The organism is Arsukibacterium sp. (assembly GCF_018402695.1).
Taxonomy (GTDB): domain Bacteria; phylum Pseudomonadota; class Gammaproteobacteria; order Enterobacterales; family Alteromonadaceae; genus Alishewanella.
Genome location: NZ_JAGYIM010000011.1, coordinates 243727 through 258731, shown reverse-complemented (window position 1 = coordinate 258731; position 15005 = coordinate 243727). Strand labels below are relative to the sequence as shown.

The 15005-nt window shown below is 49.9% G+C and carries 13 protein-coding genes; 3 read left to right on the top strand and 10 right to left on the bottom strand.

The annotated features are described in order from the left end of the window. Position 1: 1 nt before the first annotated feature. The 6 genes from KG631_RS05965 to xerD all read right to left on the bottom strand — a co-directional run bounded on the left by KG631_RS05965 (position 2) and on the right by xerD (position 6874). Complete coding sequence (locus KG631_RS05965; protein WP_213996621.1) at positions 2 to 331, bottom strand: DUF883 family protein; 330 nt, start codon at positions 329 to 331, stop codon at positions 2 to 4. A 273-nt stretch (positions 332 to 604) separates the two neighbouring features. Then, positions 605 to 2125: a lysine--tRNA ligase gene (gene lysS / locus KG631_RS05960; protein WP_213996616.1), complete on the bottom strand. Its 1521-nt coding sequence runs from the start codon at positions 2123 to 2125 to the stop codon at positions 605 to 607. 40 nt (positions 2126 to 2165) lie between these two features. Beyond that, a protein-coding gene (prfB, locus tag KG631_RS05955) for a peptide chain release factor 2 (protein ID WP_213996611.1) occupies positions 2166 to 3264 on the bottom strand; the annotation gives its coding sequence in 2 pieces (ribosomal slippage) (positions 2166 to 3188 and positions 3190 to 3264; 1098 coding nt in all). A 134-nt stretch (positions 3265 to 3398) separates the two neighbouring features. Beyond that, positions 3399 to 5129 (bottom strand): single-stranded-DNA-specific exonuclease RecJ, encoded by a 1731-nt coding sequence (recJ, locus tag KG631_RS05950; protein WP_213996609.1) that lies wholly within the window; start codon positions 5127 to 5129, stop codon positions 3399 to 3401. 61 nt (positions 5130 to 5190) lie between these two features. Further along, entirely contained in the window at positions 5191 to 5925 is a 735-nt protein-coding gene (gene dsbC, locus KG631_RS05945; protein ID WP_213996602.1) for a bifunctional protein-disulfide isomerase/oxidoreductase DsbC, read from the bottom strand. Between the two features lie 31 nt (positions 5926 to 5956). After that, entirely contained in the window at positions 5957 to 6874 is a 918-nt protein-coding gene (gene xerD / locus KG631_RS05940) for a site-specific tyrosine recombinase XerD (RefSeq protein ID WP_213996600.1), read from the bottom strand. 135 nt (positions 6875 to 7009) lie between these two features. Here xerD and fldB point away from each other — a divergent pair, with 135 nt between their 5' ends. Next, positions 7010 to 7528 carry a flavodoxin FldB gene (gene fldB, locus KG631_RS05935; protein ID WP_213996598.1) on the top strand — a complete coding sequence of 173 codons (519 nt, stop codon included), beginning with the start codon at positions 7010 to 7012 and terminating at the stop codon, positions 7526 to 7528. Here the strand turns inward: fldB and KG631_RS05930 are convergent. Beyond that, on the bottom strand, positions 7525 to 8241 hold the full coding sequence (locus KG631_RS05930) for a methyltransferase (protein ID WP_213996595.1): 717 nt from the start codon (positions 8239 to 8241) through the stop codon (positions 7525 to 7527). The genes fldB and KG631_RS05930 overlap by 4 nt on opposite strands. 77 nt (positions 8242 to 8318) lie before the next feature. Between KG631_RS05930 and srmB the strand changes: the two genes are divergently transcribed. Both srmB and KG631_RS05920 read left to right on the top strand, forming a co-directional pair. Continuing rightward, entirely contained in the window at positions 8319 to 9542 is a 1224-nt protein-coding gene (gene srmB, locus KG631_RS05925) for an ATP-dependent RNA helicase SrmB (RefSeq protein ID WP_213996588.1), read from the top strand. A gap of 126 nt (positions 9543 to 9668) precedes the next feature. Next, positions 9669 to 10736, top strand: a complete 1068-nt coding sequence (locus KG631_RS05920) for an LD-carboxypeptidase (RefSeq protein WP_213996585.1) — start codon at positions 9669 to 9671, stop codon at positions 10734 to 10736. 253 nt (positions 10737 to 10989) lie between these two features. Here the strand turns inward: KG631_RS05920 and KG631_RS05915 are convergent, their stop codons facing one another. The 3 genes from KG631_RS05915 to KG631_RS05905 all read right to left on the bottom strand — a co-directional run bounded on the left by KG631_RS05915 (position 10990) and on the right by KG631_RS05905 (position 14875). Beyond that, positions 10990 to 12288 (bottom strand): inosine/guanosine kinase, encoded by a 1299-nt coding sequence (locus tag KG631_RS05915; protein ID WP_213996584.1) that lies wholly within the window; start codon positions 12286 to 12288, stop codon positions 10990 to 10992. Between the two features lie 93 nt (positions 12289 to 12381). Continuing rightward, the gene (gene yaaA / locus KG631_RS05910; protein ID WP_213996575.1) at positions 12382 to 13158 is read right to left on the bottom strand and encodes a peroxide stress protein YaaA; all 777 of its coding nucleotides are present in this window, start codon (positions 13156 to 13158) and stop codon (positions 12382 to 12384) included. 100 nt (positions 13159 to 13258) lie between these two features. Then, the gene (locus KG631_RS05905; protein WP_213996573.1) at positions 13259 to 14875 is read right to left on the bottom strand and encodes a response regulator; all 1617 of its coding nucleotides are present in this window, start codon (positions 14873 to 14875) and stop codon (positions 13259 to 13261) included. Positions 14876 to 15005: the final 130 nt, after the last annotated feature.

The window sequence follows — 15005 nt, the reverse complement described above, 5'->3', positions numbered from 1 at the left end:
ATTAATTGCCGCGGCGTAGCAGTGCGCTAACCAGCATGCCTGCGGCAAAAGCAATACCCGCAGCTGCCAATGGATTCTCATGGGCAAACTGTTTGCTACGCTCATATGAGCTTTGCATTTGCATTTTCAGCTCTTCCTGTTTCTGATCTATGGTTGCTTTTGAACTGGCAGCGGTTTTACGTAGGGTATCTTCTGCCGATGCCGCCTTTTCTGCCATAGCATCAACTGCGTGATGTGCGGCTTCAGATGCTCTTTCAGTAACAGGCGAATTAACCGCAGCATTACTGGTTGAATTGCCTGCTGTTGCAGTACCACCTTGAGTTGTAGCCATTGTAAACCTCCTGCTTGTTTAACGAAGACACAACTGTGCATTAGCGCAGTTTGCATCAGTAATTGTTGCCTTGATATGCTGCAATGCCTGTGCCAGAACGACGATTAAAAATATAATTATTTAAAATCATAAAGTTATAACGATGATATCGGGCAGAGGTCGTTTACTACCCAATCAGTATAGTGTAGAAATTACCTGATAACAGTAAACATTACAGCAACCAGCTAAATAAAAAAGCCAGACCGCAGTCTGGCTTTTTTATACTGAAAATAATTACTTATCGTGTTGTAGCCGCATATGCGGGAACAGAATAACGTCACGGATAGAAGCAGCGTCGGCCAATAGCATTACCAGCCGGTCAATACCAATACCCTGGCCAGCCGTCGGTGGTAAACCATGTTCCAGCGCCGTAACAAAGTCTTCATCATAAAACATCGCTTCATCATCACCGGCATCTTTTTGCGCTACCTGCTCGCGAAAGCGTTCAGCCTGATCTTCTGCGTCATTTAATTCGCTAAAGCCGTTACCCAGTTCGCGGCCACCGATAAAAAACTCAAAGCGGTCGGTAATTTCCGGGTTATGATCATTACGCCGGGCCAAAGGTGAGACTTCTGCCGGGTATTCGGTAATAAAGGTCGGATGACGCAACTTGGTCTCAACCAGCTCGTCAAACACTTCCATTAAAATACGGCCATGGCCATAGTTAGCTTTAACTTCAATGCCCAGACTTTTCGCCAGTTCTGCTACCGCTTCACGCGTCGCCAATTGTTCTTTGGTCACCGTTGGGTTGTAGTGCAGGATAGACTCAGTTACTGACATCCGGGCAAATGGCTTGCCGAAGTCGAACACTTCGCCCTGATAGGGCACTTCAGTACTGCCCAGCACATCAAGTGCCAGCCCACGGAACAGCTTTTCCGTTAAGTCCATCAGGTCATTGTAATCGGCATAGGCCCAGTAAAACTCCAGCATGGTGAACTCAGGGTTATGCCGGGTCGACACCCCTTCATTGCGGAAGTTACGGTTCAGCTCAAATACTTTTTCAAAACCACCTACTACCAGACGCTTTAAGTACAGCTCAGGCGCAATCCGCAAAAACATCTGCATATCCAGCGCATTATGATGCGTTTCAAACGGCCGGGCTGACGCGCCACCAGGAATCGCCTGCAACATTGGCGTTTCAACTTCTAAAAAGCCATGGTCATTAAAAAACCGCCGGATATAGGCCACGGTTTTGCTGCGCACCAGAAAAGTATGGCGCGACTGCTCGTTAGAAATTAAATCCAGATAACGCTGACGGTACCGTGCTTCGTTGTCGGTTAAACCATGGAATTTATCCGGCAGGGGCCGCAGCGCTTTAGTCAGCAAACGGATATCGCTGAGCCATACCGTTAGCTCGCCGGTTTGAGTTTTAAATAAGTGGCCGGTAGCACCAATAATGTCGCCCAGGTCCCACTTTTTAAATTGCTCGTTGTATACGCCCTCAGCCAGGTTGTCGCGAGCGACATATAACTGAATTTTACCGCCCATATCAGCAATGGTGGTAAAACTGGCTTTACCCATAATCCGCCGGGTCATAATACGGCCGCCCAGGCTGACGGTGATTTTCTGCGCTTCTAATTCTTCTTTGCTCAAATGATCGTATTTAGCAATCAACTCGGATGAAATGCTATCGCGCCGGAAATCGTTCGGGAACATAAAGCCGTCGGCACGCAGTGCTGCTAATTTATGTTTTCGCTCAGCAATCAGCTTGTTAACGTCCTGAATTTCGTCATTTGGGTTCTGCTGTTCAGCCATTTTTGATTCCTGAGTCAAGTGAGTATTAGCGTTATTTAACTTACAAACCGGCTTTTAAGCTGGCTTCAATAAATTTGTCGAGATTACCATCCAGCACCGCCTGGGTATTACGGGTTTCAATGCCGGTGCGCAAATCTTTAATCCGTGAGTCGTCCAGCACGTAAGAGCGGATTTGACTACCCCAGCCGATATCCGATTTGGTATCTTCCAGCGCCTGCTTTTCGGCATTCTGCTTTTGCAGTTCAAACTCATACAGTTTGGCACGCAATTGTTTATAGGCATTGTCGCGGTTTTTATGTTGCGAGCGATCGTTCTGACACTGCACCACGATATTGGTCGGTAAGTGGGTGATCCGCACCGCAGAGTCAGTCCGGTTAACGTGCTGACCACCAGCGCCCGACGCACGATACGTATCGATGCGTAAGTCTGCCGGGTTAATTTCAATTTCAATATCGTCGTCAATTTCCGGTGCGACAAATACCGAGGCAAAAGAGGTATGGCGCCGGTTGCCCGAGTCAAACGGGCTTTTGCGCACTAAACGATGGACGCCGGTTTCGGTGCGCAACCAGCCATAGGCATAATCGCCACTGAACTTAATAGTACAACCTTTAATGCCAGCGACATCGCCATCGGTCACTTCATAAATCTCTGGCTTAAAGCCTTTGTCTTCACCCCAGCGTAAATACATCCGCATCAGCATGCTGGCCCAGTCCTGTGCTTCAGTACCACCAGAGCCAGCCTGAATATCAAGATAGCAGTCATTCTGATCATTTTTGCCGGAGAACATGCGCCGGAATTCCAGCAAGGCCAGCTGTTTTTCCAGCCCGGCTAATTCCGTTTTTGCTTCTTCAAAGGTTTCTTCATCTTCCGCTTCAACCGCCAGCTCGACCAGCCCGGCGACATCTTCCAGGCCCTGATCCAGCCGGTCGATAGTGCCCACCACCTGCTCCAATGCTGAACGCTCTTTGCCCAAAGCCTGCGCTTTTTCCGGGTTATTCCAGACGGCGGAGTCTTCCAGTTCGCGCGAAACTTCTTCTAAGCGCTCTTTTTTGCCATCATAGTCAAAGATACCCCCGAAGCACGTTAGTGCGTTCAGTCAGATCTTTAATGCTGTTGTTCACCGGATTCACTTCAAACATGGGTTATCTCAGGCCTTAAAACGGTCAAAAAAATTGTTGCGGATTATAGCAAAGATATGGCTGGCAGTGCAGCCATCTATTGATGTTTTTATTAAGCAGCTTGCCGGCCTTGCCTGGCTACAAAACCGGCGGGGTTAACTTAGCGCCGTCATATAACGAACAATAAGTTGAAGATTTTGCTGTTCGCGGTATTCGTTAATATCCAGCTGATAAGCCAGCCGGACTTTTTTAACGTTAACATCTGGCCAGGTTTTATTATCGGCATTAAACCAGATAGCATCGACTAACAGGCCATTGGGCCCCTGTAACATCAGTTTCAGGTGACGTTCGGCCAGCATTTTCTGACTAATTAGACTGAATTCACCATCAAATACCGGTTCCGGAAAAGCCTGGCCCCAGGGACCGGCGTTTTGCAGGAGCTGGGCAAAACCAATGTCAAAACAATCGGCTTCCAACTCACCGTCGCTGTATATCACCGCAGTCAGTTGCTCGGCAGTTAAATGTTTTTTAGCGGTCAGGCTCAGCGCCAGCTGAAAAGTCTCCAGCCGCTCAGCGGCAATGGTTAAGCCCGCCGCCATGGCATGGCCGCCAAACTTTTTAATCAGCCCGGGATACTGACTGGCAATTTCTTCCAGCAAGTCGCGGATATGTAATCCGGGAATAGAACGGGCCGAGCCTTTTAACTCGCCGTTATCACCCTCGGCAAACACGATAGTCGGCCGGTGAAACTGCTCTTTAATCCGGCCGGCTAAAATTCCAATAACCCCCTGATGCCAGTCATTGCGATACAAACACAGACATTCGGGCAGGTTGCTACCATCAAAAGACAATTTACTTAAAAACGCCTGGGCTTCCAGCTGCATACTTTGCTCAATGGCCCGCCGCTCAACATTCAGCGCATCGAGCTCGGCCGCATACTGACGGGCTAAACCCAGCTCAGGTGCCAGCAGGCAGCTTATGCCCAGCGCCATATCGTCCAGCCGGCCAGCTGCATTTAACCTGGGTGCCAGCGAAAAGCCAAAGTCACTGGCGGTCAGTTTTTCGGCACGGCGGTTAGCCACATCAATTAATGCCTGAATACCCGGCCGGCAGTTGCCACTGCGAATACGCATTAAACCCTGATGCACCAGAATACGGTTATTGGTATCCAGCGGCACCACATCAGCTACCGTACCGAGCGCAACCAGATCAAGCAGTTCAGCAATATTGGGCTCGTTCAGGCCTTTGTCACTGAAATACTTATTAGCACGTAAGCCAGCGCGCAAGGCCATTAGCAGATAAAACGCCACCCCTACACCGGCCAGGGCTTTACTTGGGAAAGTACAACCAGGTTGGTTCGGATTAACAATAGCATCGGCATTGGGCAAGGTATTCCCGGCCAGGTGATGATCGGTAACCAGCACCTTCACGCCGGCTTTTTTAGCCAACGCCACCCCTTCTACCGCCGAGATCCCGTTATCGACGGTGATAATTAGTTCAGCGCCCTGCGCCACCACTAATTCAGCCAGCTCAGGAGTCAGGCCATAACCGTACTCAAAACGGTTTGGCACCATATATTCCAGGTATTTAAAACCAAAGGCTTTTAAGCCGGCCATCAGCACGGCAGTACTGGTTGCGCCGTCGGCATCAAAATCACCGACAATCACAATATGCTGCTGTTGCTGCAAAGCATTGGTTAACAATTGCACAGCAGCGTCAATATCCTTCAGCGCACTGAAAGGCAGTAAGCCGGCAGCGCCCCGCTCCAGCTCTGAGCTACTGCTGATCCCGCGATTCTGGTAGAGCCGGCGCAGCACCGGATGCAGGTTCTGCGCGATAACCTCAGCGGTTACCGGCTCGCGCCGGCTGATTTGTTTTAACTGCACGCCTGATACCTGCTTATTGTTGCTGCATGATGAAATGCTGTGAGCTGTAACACTAGTACTGTCAGTTTGCCTGCAACTGGTTCAGCAAACCGGCGACGGGTTGATAGCCGGGAATAATCCGACCACTGGCCAGTACCAGCGCTGGCGTACCATTGATACCAAACGACTGGCCGAGCTCATAATGTTGTTTAACCGGGTTATCGCACATGGCCGGAGGATTGCGTTTGCCGTCTTTGGCCAGGTCCATGGCTTTTTGCTGGTTGCGTGAGCACCACAGGTGCTGCATTTCCAAAGCGGTTTTACTGTTTAAGCCACCCCGGGGAAATGCCAGATAGCGAATGGTAATACCGGCATCATTATATTGTTTCATTTCATTATGTAATTTCTGGCAATAACCACAGGTAGGGTCAGTAAAAGCGTATACCACGTGTTGCTCGTTCTTCGCTTTATATTCAATAAAACTGTCGGCCACGGCCGGCAATTGCTTGCTGACATAGCTGCGCATCTGCACATCATTAACCAGCTCGGCCTGCTGTAAATCGTAAACATTACCTTCAATAAAAAACCGGCCATCAGCGCTGGTAAAAAACAAGCCGCGCTGGGTAAACACCTGCAGCAAACCCGGCATGGGGCTATTGGCAACGGCATTCACCTGCAAGCCCAGTGGCGCCAGACTTTCCGAAATCTCAGCAAGCTCCGGGGCTTCGCTTGTTTGTTGCGCCAGGGCCTTGTTACTTACACCGAGACTTAAACCAAAGAACCCCAACGTCAGGGCAACAGATAACCAGTTTTTCATATACCTTCCTACGTAGCGCGGTTTAACACGTTTAACCGCGCGGGTGATGTTGTTGATGTAGCCGTTGCAAACGGGCCTGGGCTACATGGGTGTATATTTGCGTTGTTGATAAATCACTATGGCCCAGCAGCATTTGTACTACCCGCAAATCGGCACCATGGTTCAGTAAATGAGTGGCAAAAGCATGGCGCAGGGTATGTGGCGACAGCTCGGCCTGAATGCCCGCTACTTTCGCATAAAACTTAATCCGGTGCCAGAAGGTTTGCCGGGTCATCTGGTTGCCGCGGCTGCTGGCAAACACTAAATTACTATCACCTTTTACTAAATCGACCCGGGCATGACGTAAATAACGACTGAGCCAGTCTTGCGCATCCTCACCCATCGGCACCAACCGCTCTTTACTGCCTTTGCCCAGTACCCTGAGCACCCCCTGATTAATACTGACTTGCTGCAAGGTCAGGCTTATCAGCTCAGTTACCCGCAAGCCGCAGGCATACAGCAGTTCCAGCATGGCTTTATCACGAAACTGAATCAGCTCGTTGCAATCAGGGGCCTGCAGCAGCGCTTCGACCTCCTGCTCAGATAAGGTTTTCGGTAAGCTACGGCCAATTTTCGGGTTAACCAGTTCAGTAACCGGGTTGGCCGCACAGCGCCCTGCCTTATGATAATGCCGGTAAAACCGCCGCAAACTGCTTAACATTCTCGAGCTGCTACGCGGGCTCAGTTGCTGCTGGTAACGCTCGGCCAGAAACTGGTTAATCAGTTGACTGTCTACGTTCAGCAATTGCTGCTGTTCTTTTGCCAGAAAACGACCAAACAGGGTTAAATCACTGCCATACGCACTGAGGGTATGCGGGCTAACATCTTTTTCCAGCCAGAGCTGGTCCAGAAACTGCTGAATTAACGCCTGTTCAGCAGGGTCAAGGGCGTGTGATTGCTGCGGATTCATGATCCTGAACCTGACGGCTTTACAACTGAAGTCTGAAGCTATCATAGCCGATTGCAGGGCCAAGGCATAGTCTGACTTGGGCTCGGCTATCAGCTTCTGCTACAATGCGCGGCAGAACTTGCTGGCGGAAATCAGATGAAAATAGGCTTATTTTACGGTTCAACAACCTGTTACACCGAAATGGTAGCAGAGAAAATTCAGGCGCTGATTGGTGCCGATGTAGTCGACTTACACAATATTAAAACCGTACCTCTGGCGAGAATGGCTGACTACCAGGTGTTAATCCTGGGGTTGTCTACCTGGGATTTTGGTGAAATTCAGGAAGACTGGGAAGCGCACTGGGATGAGATCAGCAGCGTTGATCTGCGTGGTAAAACCATCGCTATTTACGGCATGGGCGATCAAATCGGCTATGCTGAATGGTTTATAGACGCGGTAGGCATGCTGCATGCTGCGATTGCGCCACAAAACCCGGATCGTATTGGTTTCTGGCCAATCAGTGGCTATGACTTTATTGCCTCGAAAGCACTGACAACTGACGGCGAGCTGTTTTATGGCCTGGCTTTGGACGATGAAAACCAGTACGAACAAACCGATGAGCGGTTAAATGCCTGGGTCAGCCAAATTCTGACAGAAATAGCAGAACGGCTTTAAAACTTCAGATAAAAGTCCCGCAGCAATTGGCGATATTGCTCAGTGTAACTACCATCGTCATTATGGATTAATAGCTGTTGCTGCCGGTGTTGGCAGGGTACCCGCTGCCACTGCATCAACCGGCGGATAGGGGCTTTATCTGCCCGGCTTAGCACCTGACAGCTGGCAATGGCAAACCAGCCCCGGGCCTCAGCCAGCTGGCTGAATGCATCAGCGGCCTGCTCGGGTAATACCAAGGCGAAACTGCCGCCTGGCGCCAGCAACTCTGCCGCTTTTGCTAACAATAATACCAACGGTAAACTAGCGGTATGCCTGGCGTGATTGCGCTGCAAATCAGTGCTTAACAGCGCGTTGTCGAAAAAAGGCGGATTAGAGACAATTAAAGCGTAACGTTCAGCTGGCTGATAGGTTAGAATATCGCCTTTTAGTAATTGCAGACGCTTGGCAAAAGGGCTTTGCTGAAAATTGTATTCAGCCTGACGGGCGGCATTGGCGTCAAGTTCAACAGCATGCACCCTAGCGTCAGGTGCCCGCTGTGCCAGCATCAGGCTGATTAACCCGCTGCCAGTGCCAATATCCAGCAACGCAGCGCCAGCAGACCTTGTGTTTGCCAGGCTGGTCCAGGCCCCCAGCAATAAACCGTCAGTACCGACTTTCATCGCGCACTGATCATGGCCCACAAAAAATTGTTTACACTTAAAACCAGCTGACATCTTCACCTCTGCCACCAGTTTACTGGCTGCCAGGCAAGTTTGTCATCTGAATACTGTTGACCTTAAGGAATACCTTTATGAGCTTTGCCGATTTTCAATTCGACGACTCTATTAACCAGGCCCTGGAAGAAGCGGGCTTTACCGAGCCCACCTTAATTCAGCAGCTCGCCATTCCACCCGCGCTGGATGGCCGCGATGTGCTGGCCAGCGCCCCAACCGGTACCGGTAAAACCCTGGCGTTTGTGCTGCCGGCTATTCAGTATTTACTGGATTTTCCGCGGCGTGACCCTGGTTTTTGCCGGGTACTGGTTATGACACCCACCCGTGAGCTGGCATTTCAGGTTTATGAAGAGTTTAAGCAGCTGGCGCAATACACCAAGCTAAACGTTGGCGTGATCACCGGCGGTATTAACTACGGCAGCCATAAAGATACCCTGGAAAAAAACAATGATATTCTGGTGGCCACGCCGGGGCGTTTAACCGAGTATCTGGATGAAGAAAGCTTTCAGGCTGACGAAGTAGAAGTGCTCATTCTGGATGAAGCCGACCGGATGCTCGATATGGGCTTTATTGGTGAAATGAACCGGATAGTGCTGGAAGCCCGGCGGCGGCGCCAGACGTTTCTGTTCTCTGCCACCTTAGAGGGCTTATCATTAGAGCGCTTTGCCGAGCGGGCACTTAAAGAGCCCGAACAAATTGAAGCGGTACCGTCACGCAAAGAAAAAGCCAAAATTTTGCAGTGGCTTCATCTGGCCGATGACAATGTCCATAAGGTGGCACTGTTAACCCATATCCTGAAGCAGGAGGATGTTACCAAAGCCATCGTTTTTGTCAAAACCCGCGAGCGGTTGGCCAGTTTAACCGGGCAGCTGGAAAGCGCCGGTGTTAAATGCTGCTGGTTACAGGGCGAAATGCCGCAGGATAAACGCTTACAAGCCGTACAGCGTTTCAGCCAGGGCCAGGTCCCGGTGTTAATAGCCACCGACATTGCCGCCCGCGGCCTGGATATTGACGATATCAGCCATGTTATTAACTACGATATGCCGCGTAGTGCCGACACTTATGTCCACCGGATTGGCCGTACCGGCCGCGCCGGCAAAAAAGGCACGGCTATTTCGCTTATAGAAGCGCACGATATGGCGATGGTGGCCAAAGTGGAGCGCTACACCGAGCAAAAGCTGAAGCGACGGGTAATTGACAGTCTGCGGCCAAAGCATAAAGAAGCCAAAATCGGCAGCAAGAAGAAAAAACCCGGTAAACTGGCAGCTAAAAAACTGGCCAAAAAATCCGCTAAAAAATAATCCCGTCTCAGCAGATAATCGCAGCAAGCTGGCGTATTTTTGTGCCAGCGCTGCTGCATTTTTAACAAAAGCATGCTATCAATAGCGATAAATTAGGAATAATTTATTACTAAGAGGCATCAAGTTATGAATAAACGGCAATTTTTACAGTCCAGCGCGCTGGCGCTAAGTGTCTTACCGCTGGGGCTGCTCCCTCTTAGTAGTTGTGCTGCAGTGAGTAACCAACCCGGAGCCGCTAACCGCAATGCCATTCTGCCTAAAATGCTTAATCCGGGTGACACTGTGGCGCTGGTTAGTCCGTCTAAAGCTACCGACGAGCGGTTGGATATCCAAATTGCCACTGAAGTGATGCAGGCTTTAGGCTTTAAAGTGAAAACGGGCCAGCATCTGCAGGGGCGCCGCGGTCATCTGGCAGGCACCGATCTTGAACGGGCCAGCGATATAAATGCCATGTTTGCTGATCCAGAGGTTAATGCCATCATTTGCCTGCGCGGTGGCTCGGGCGCTGCCCGGCTATTGCCGCTGCTCGACTACCCGCTGATTAAACGTAACCCGAAAGTGTTGCTGGGCTACTCCGACATTACTGCGCTGCACAATGCCATTAATGCCCAGACCGGGCTGGTTACCTTTCATGGCCCCAACGGTACCGGCAGCTGGAACAGCTTTAATGCCGATCAGTTTCAGCGGGTATTTTTTCAGCGTGAGCTGATGCAGTATCAAAATGAGTTAAATGCCAAAGACGAGTTAGTGCCGCGGCAAAACCGTATTCAAACCATTACTGGTGGTAAGGTGCAGGGCCAGCTGGTTGGCGGTAACCTGACCGTATTAACAGCATTAGCAGGCTCGCCGTACTTGCCTGACTTCACCGGTAAAATTTTATTCCTGGAAGATGTCGAAGAAGCGCCCTACCGGGTAGATCGGATGCTCAGCACCTTAAAGCTGATGGGCGCGCTGGATAAAATTGCTGGCCTGATTTTTGGTGAATGTACCGCCTGCCGACCAGGTGGTGGTTTTGGCTGGTTGACGATGGATCAGATTTTTGATGACCATATTAAGCCGCTGAATATTCCGGCGTATCGCGGCGCGATGATTGGCCATTTAAGCAAACAGTTTATTGTGCCGCACGGCGCCACAGTAGAAATGGATGCTGACGCCGGTACGTTCAGGATGTTACAAGGTGTGTTTCAGAGCTAAGCCTTTCTGAGGGAGAGTGCGGATTACTCTAAGACGACCGTTGAAGCCCTGGACGGGCGGAAACGAGCCTACAGGGATGTATTTACGGTGTGTCGTCGTGAGTAATGGGTACGATCCCGGGTTCCAGCGACTAAGCTGGAAATCCCGCTGTGCTCGCCACAGCAACTCGCAAGCCATCCCTGGCTTGCTCAGACACTCTGTGGCTGTGCATCGGGACACCAGCTCAGCACGCTAAATTTATCCGTGGAGTGATTTACCGCTCCCAGTACGCTTCTTCCAGGCTATCTTCGCGCTCAGGCAGGCCTTTTGACAAGCGCGGTGCATTCTGCACCAGAATTTCATAGCTTACCCGATTCGCATATTTACAAATCTGCGCGAAGCTGGAATACGCCAGGTAAGGCATTTCATGCTTACCCGACAATGGCTGTACCTGCTTATGGAAGTGATTTGCCGCCATATCGTGCAAAATAGCCGACAAGGCACCATCACCGGCACCATTGGTATTTTTAATGCGTTCCGGCCCACCCAGGTACGGGTCAATGTGTGAATAGACTTTTAATGGCTGCTCACAATATTTACGTAACATTGGCCGGCTGAATTCAAACTGGTTAAAATCGGCCAGGCTGGCTGATTTTATCGGGTTACTACTCTCCCGCTTTACGCTGTCATCAGTATGACCACACAAATACAGGCCCTCTGGCCCGGCGGTAATCAACACCATATCTGTATGATCAAGAATGGCCTCAGCCGCTTTTAACGGATCGGCAAAACCGGTCAGCGCTTCGGCTTCCAGTTCGTTCATCGCCAACACGTTAACGTAGTTTTTAATGGTGCTGATAATTTGCTCGCGGTTCTCTTCCACTAAATGCCGGGTGCCCAGGCTCATTACCACCGGCACATCATGCGCTTTGGCATCTTCCAGCGCCTTATGCATTGCCCGTTGAATCGGCTGGCCATTAGCTCGCAGCGGGTAAGCACTGACCACAAAGGCCGAGGCGGCGGCAATAATATCGGTTGGAATATAATCCGGCTCCAGCTGATCCATGTCGCTTGGGTCGATGACAAAGGTGCGTTCGCCGTCCGGGGTTATCATGGTAATGCCCCGGCCAATATCACCGGCCACGCCCTGCAAATGGTTCATATCCACTTTCGAGCTGGTATGACAGACATAATGATAGGCCGGTGAGCCGAGCGCAATATTAGCCGACATCACGCCGAGCAATACTGATTTATCATCTGCTAACACCGAGTAATTGTGAATGGTATTGCCAATGGTACCACCGGCAAAATGGTCGGATATTGCCTGCTTGGCCACCAGTTCCTGATAAATCGCATTGGCTTTGGCATGCTCTACCAGGTTAGATAAGCCCTTTTGAATAGCATAGCGGGCCAGAAAATCATCGGTGACACTGGCCACCACATCGACGATGGTTTGGTCCAGGCCCACAATATAAGTATCCAGCTCAGGTCGTACTTCAAAGCTGGGCAATTGCGGCTTTGGCTGAGATACAGGAAAGTAATGCTTAATTTTACGCAGGCCGGGAAATTTCATGCTAAAGGCTCAACAACAAACAGGTGGCTATTTTAGCAAAAATGTCAGCAAAGCCTAAGCGCCTTATTGCGCCTTTACTTAATTATTACTGATTTATTCTGGTTGCTGGCGTAGAAACACCGGTTTATCGGCCGTTGAATCATCTTTACTGTACTGATAACCCGCCAAATTAAATTTGATAATAGCTTCAGGATCAGTAATTTGCTGCTGAATAACATATCTCGCCATTAAACCGCGGGCTTTTTTGGCAAAAAAGCTGATTATTTTATACTGGCCGTTTTTATAGTCTTTAAATACCGGAGTGATGATTGTGGCTTGCAATGCTTTAGGTTTGACTGCTTTAAAATATTCCTGCGATGCCAGATTCAGTAACACGTCTGACTTCAGCTCAGTCAGCTGCTTATTCAGGTTATCGGTAATTTGCTGCTGCCAGAACGCATATAAGTCTTTGCCAGCTGGATTCTCTAACTTGGTACCCATTTCCAGCCGGTACGGCAACATCAAGTCAAGCGGTCGCAGCACGCCATATAAACCGCTTAAAATGCGCAGATGTTGCTGGGCATACTGCAGCTGTTTTGTGTTGAGACTTGCCGCATCCAGCCCCTGATAAACATCGCCGTTAAACATAAAGAGCGCTGCTTTGGCATCTACAGCGCTGTAATCTGGTTGCCACTGGCTAAAACGGGCAGCATTGAGGCCGGCCAGCTTGTCACTGATATGCATTAAAGAGCCCAGCTCAGCCGGACTGAGTTTTTTGCAAATGTCCGCCAACTCGCTGGCCTGCGGCAACAGTGCTGGCATTGTCGTGTCAAGCTGCAGGGAAACGGGGTTTGGATCAAGATCTTTTGCCGGGGATACCACCATCAACATAAAAACATTACCTGTATTGCGAATTCATTAAAATAAAGTGTAAGTAGGCTGCAAGGCCATACGTTGCCGGGCCAGCGTTAGTTCATCGTCTGAGCCAGGCTTAATCCAGATAAAGCTCCGGCAGTGCGTCAGTTAAGCTTGTTAACCTGTCGCGCTCCTTACCAGAAAGCGCTTTACTGTTCAGCAGTTGCAATGCCGCACTGGCCAGGGGTTTTAATGCTTTATGACCGGGTAATTTACTCAGTGTCTGTACCAGATTCAGTGTTGTTTCAATATGCGCCGGACAAAGCAGAAAGGCGCTACGCAATGCCTGTAACGCAGCCTTTGGCTTATTTGCCTGCAACTGCTGCTCACCCTGCTGTTGCCATTGCCGCAACTGCTGACTGCTACTATTGAGCATTTTGGCAAAGTGCTTTACCACCAGACACGCCATGCCCTCACCACGCTGGCTTAACGCATCGGCCGCGGCAGTTGCCTGCTGCAATAATTCACTGGCAGCTTTTGTATCATGACAAGCAAAATAGTACCAAACCAAGTCCAACATACTGTTAATTGGCAAACTGGTATCGGCTGCCGCCACCTCAGCCAGCAATGCTTCACTTTTTGCGCCATCACCCTGCAGCAAATAGCCATGCGCCAGTAAGATTTTTTGCTGAATCCCGCCCTGAGCATTAAGCAATTTTAATGGCACTGAATGCAGGGTATCTAAAAATTGCTTTAACAATTGTTTATACCCGGCCAGATCAGCAGTTTGAGCTGACCGCAAATGACTGCGGCTTAACGCCAGGTAAGGTTCAATATGGTCAAAAGCGGAGAACCGGTATTGTTGCAGCAATTTCTGCCAGTAGGCTGTTGCAGCCGCATCGTCGGCCATTAAATGCAATAAATTGCCGTAATATTGCTGATAAACATTATCAGTAGCATTATAGCGTAACAACTCCAGTACCCAGTCTTTCGCCTCAGCCAGCTCCCCCTGCACCAAAGCCAGTTCCACCAGATAAGCCAGCGCTTCAGGCCTTACGTCTTCATGCTTAACCAACGCTTGCAACTGAGTAAACGCCTCATCAAACCGCGCCAGTTGCAACAACGCAATTGCTTGCCCTAGCCGGGCCCAGCTGAAATCACGTTGCTGGCAGACATACTGATACAACGTCAGTGCTGCCGGGCTATCACCAGCGGCTAGCATTACTTCTGCTTTTAAACGCAGTGTTTGTAATGTCAGGGCCGGGTATTGTTTTACTACCTCATCAGCGTGCGCTAAGGCAGCAGCGTAATCACTAGCCGCAGCGCTCTGGTAAATTTTGCGCAGAGCAACAGATGTTTGAAACGCTTTCGCCAGCTTCTTTTCCAGCTCAAGGTAACTGAAGGGTTTAAGTAAGTAGCAATCTGGCTGCCCGGCCAACACCCCATGCACCGGTTGGCGCACTGGCTCGGCCGACATAATGGCATAGCAGGCACCGGGCTTCAGCCAGCCTTGTAATTTTAATTCAGTAAAAAACTGACTGCCATCTTTACCCTCACCCAGTTGAAAATCCGCTAAAATAAAATCAAACGACTGTTTTTGAGCCTGAATTAAAGCAGCTCCGGCGTCAGCCACAGCAGTAATCTGTTCGAAACCTATTTGTTGTAGCATCCCTTTTACGGAAGCGCGCACAGGTTCACAGTCTTCAACCAACAACAATTTTTTCGTTTTATAGAACCGGCTTTGTAAGATCATTTGCATCCTGTGCTAAGGTGATCAATAAACTGCGACGCTGGGCATAACTGGCGCGGTTTAATGCCATGGCAATATAGTAATTTAGTGATAATGGTGCAACGGTTTTTCAAAAAACCGGCTGACAACGCCC

Excerpts from the sequence above, each read along its gene's own strand:
- fldB (WP_213996598.1), top strand. The coding sequence starts at position 7,010 with ATGAAAATAGGCTTATTTTACGGTTCAACAACCTGTTACACCGAAATG.
- lysS (WP_213996616.1), bottom strand. The coding sequence starts at position 2,125 with ATGGCTGAACAGCAGAACCCAAATGACGAAATTCAGGACGTTAACAAG.
- srmB (WP_213996588.1), top strand. The coding sequence starts at position 8,319 with ATGAGCTTTGCCGATTTTCAATTCGACGACTCTATTAACCAGGCCCTG.
- dsbC (WP_213996602.1), bottom strand. The coding sequence starts at position 5,925 with ATGAAAAACTGGTTATCTGTTGCCCTGACGTTGGGGTTCTTTGGTTTA.
- KG631_RS05965 (WP_213996621.1), bottom strand. The coding sequence starts at position 331 with ATGGCTACAACTCAAGGTGGTACTGCAACAGCAGGCAATTCAACCAGT.
- xerD (WP_213996600.1), bottom strand. The coding sequence starts at position 6,874 with ATGAATCCGCAGCAATCACACGCCCTTGACCCTGCTGAACAGGCGTTA.
- KG631_RS05915 (WP_213996584.1), bottom strand. The coding sequence starts at position 12,288 with ATGAAATTTCCCGGCCTGCGTAAAATTAAGCATTACTTTCCTGTATCT.
- KG631_RS05905 (WP_213996573.1), bottom strand. The coding sequence starts at position 14,875 with ATGATCTTACAAAGCCGGTTCTATAAAACGAAAAAATTGTTGTTGGTT.
- yaaA (WP_213996575.1), bottom strand. The coding sequence starts at position 13,158 with ATGTTGATGGTGGTATCCCCGGCAAAAGATCTTGATCCAAACCCCGTT.
- KG631_RS05920 (WP_213996585.1), top strand. The coding sequence starts at position 9,669 with ATGAATAAACGGCAATTTTTACAGTCCAGCGCGCTGGCGCTAAGTGTC.
- KG631_RS05930 (WP_213996595.1), bottom strand. The coding sequence starts at position 8,241 with ATGTCAGCTGGTTTTAAGTGTAAACAATTTTTTGTGGGCCATGATCAG.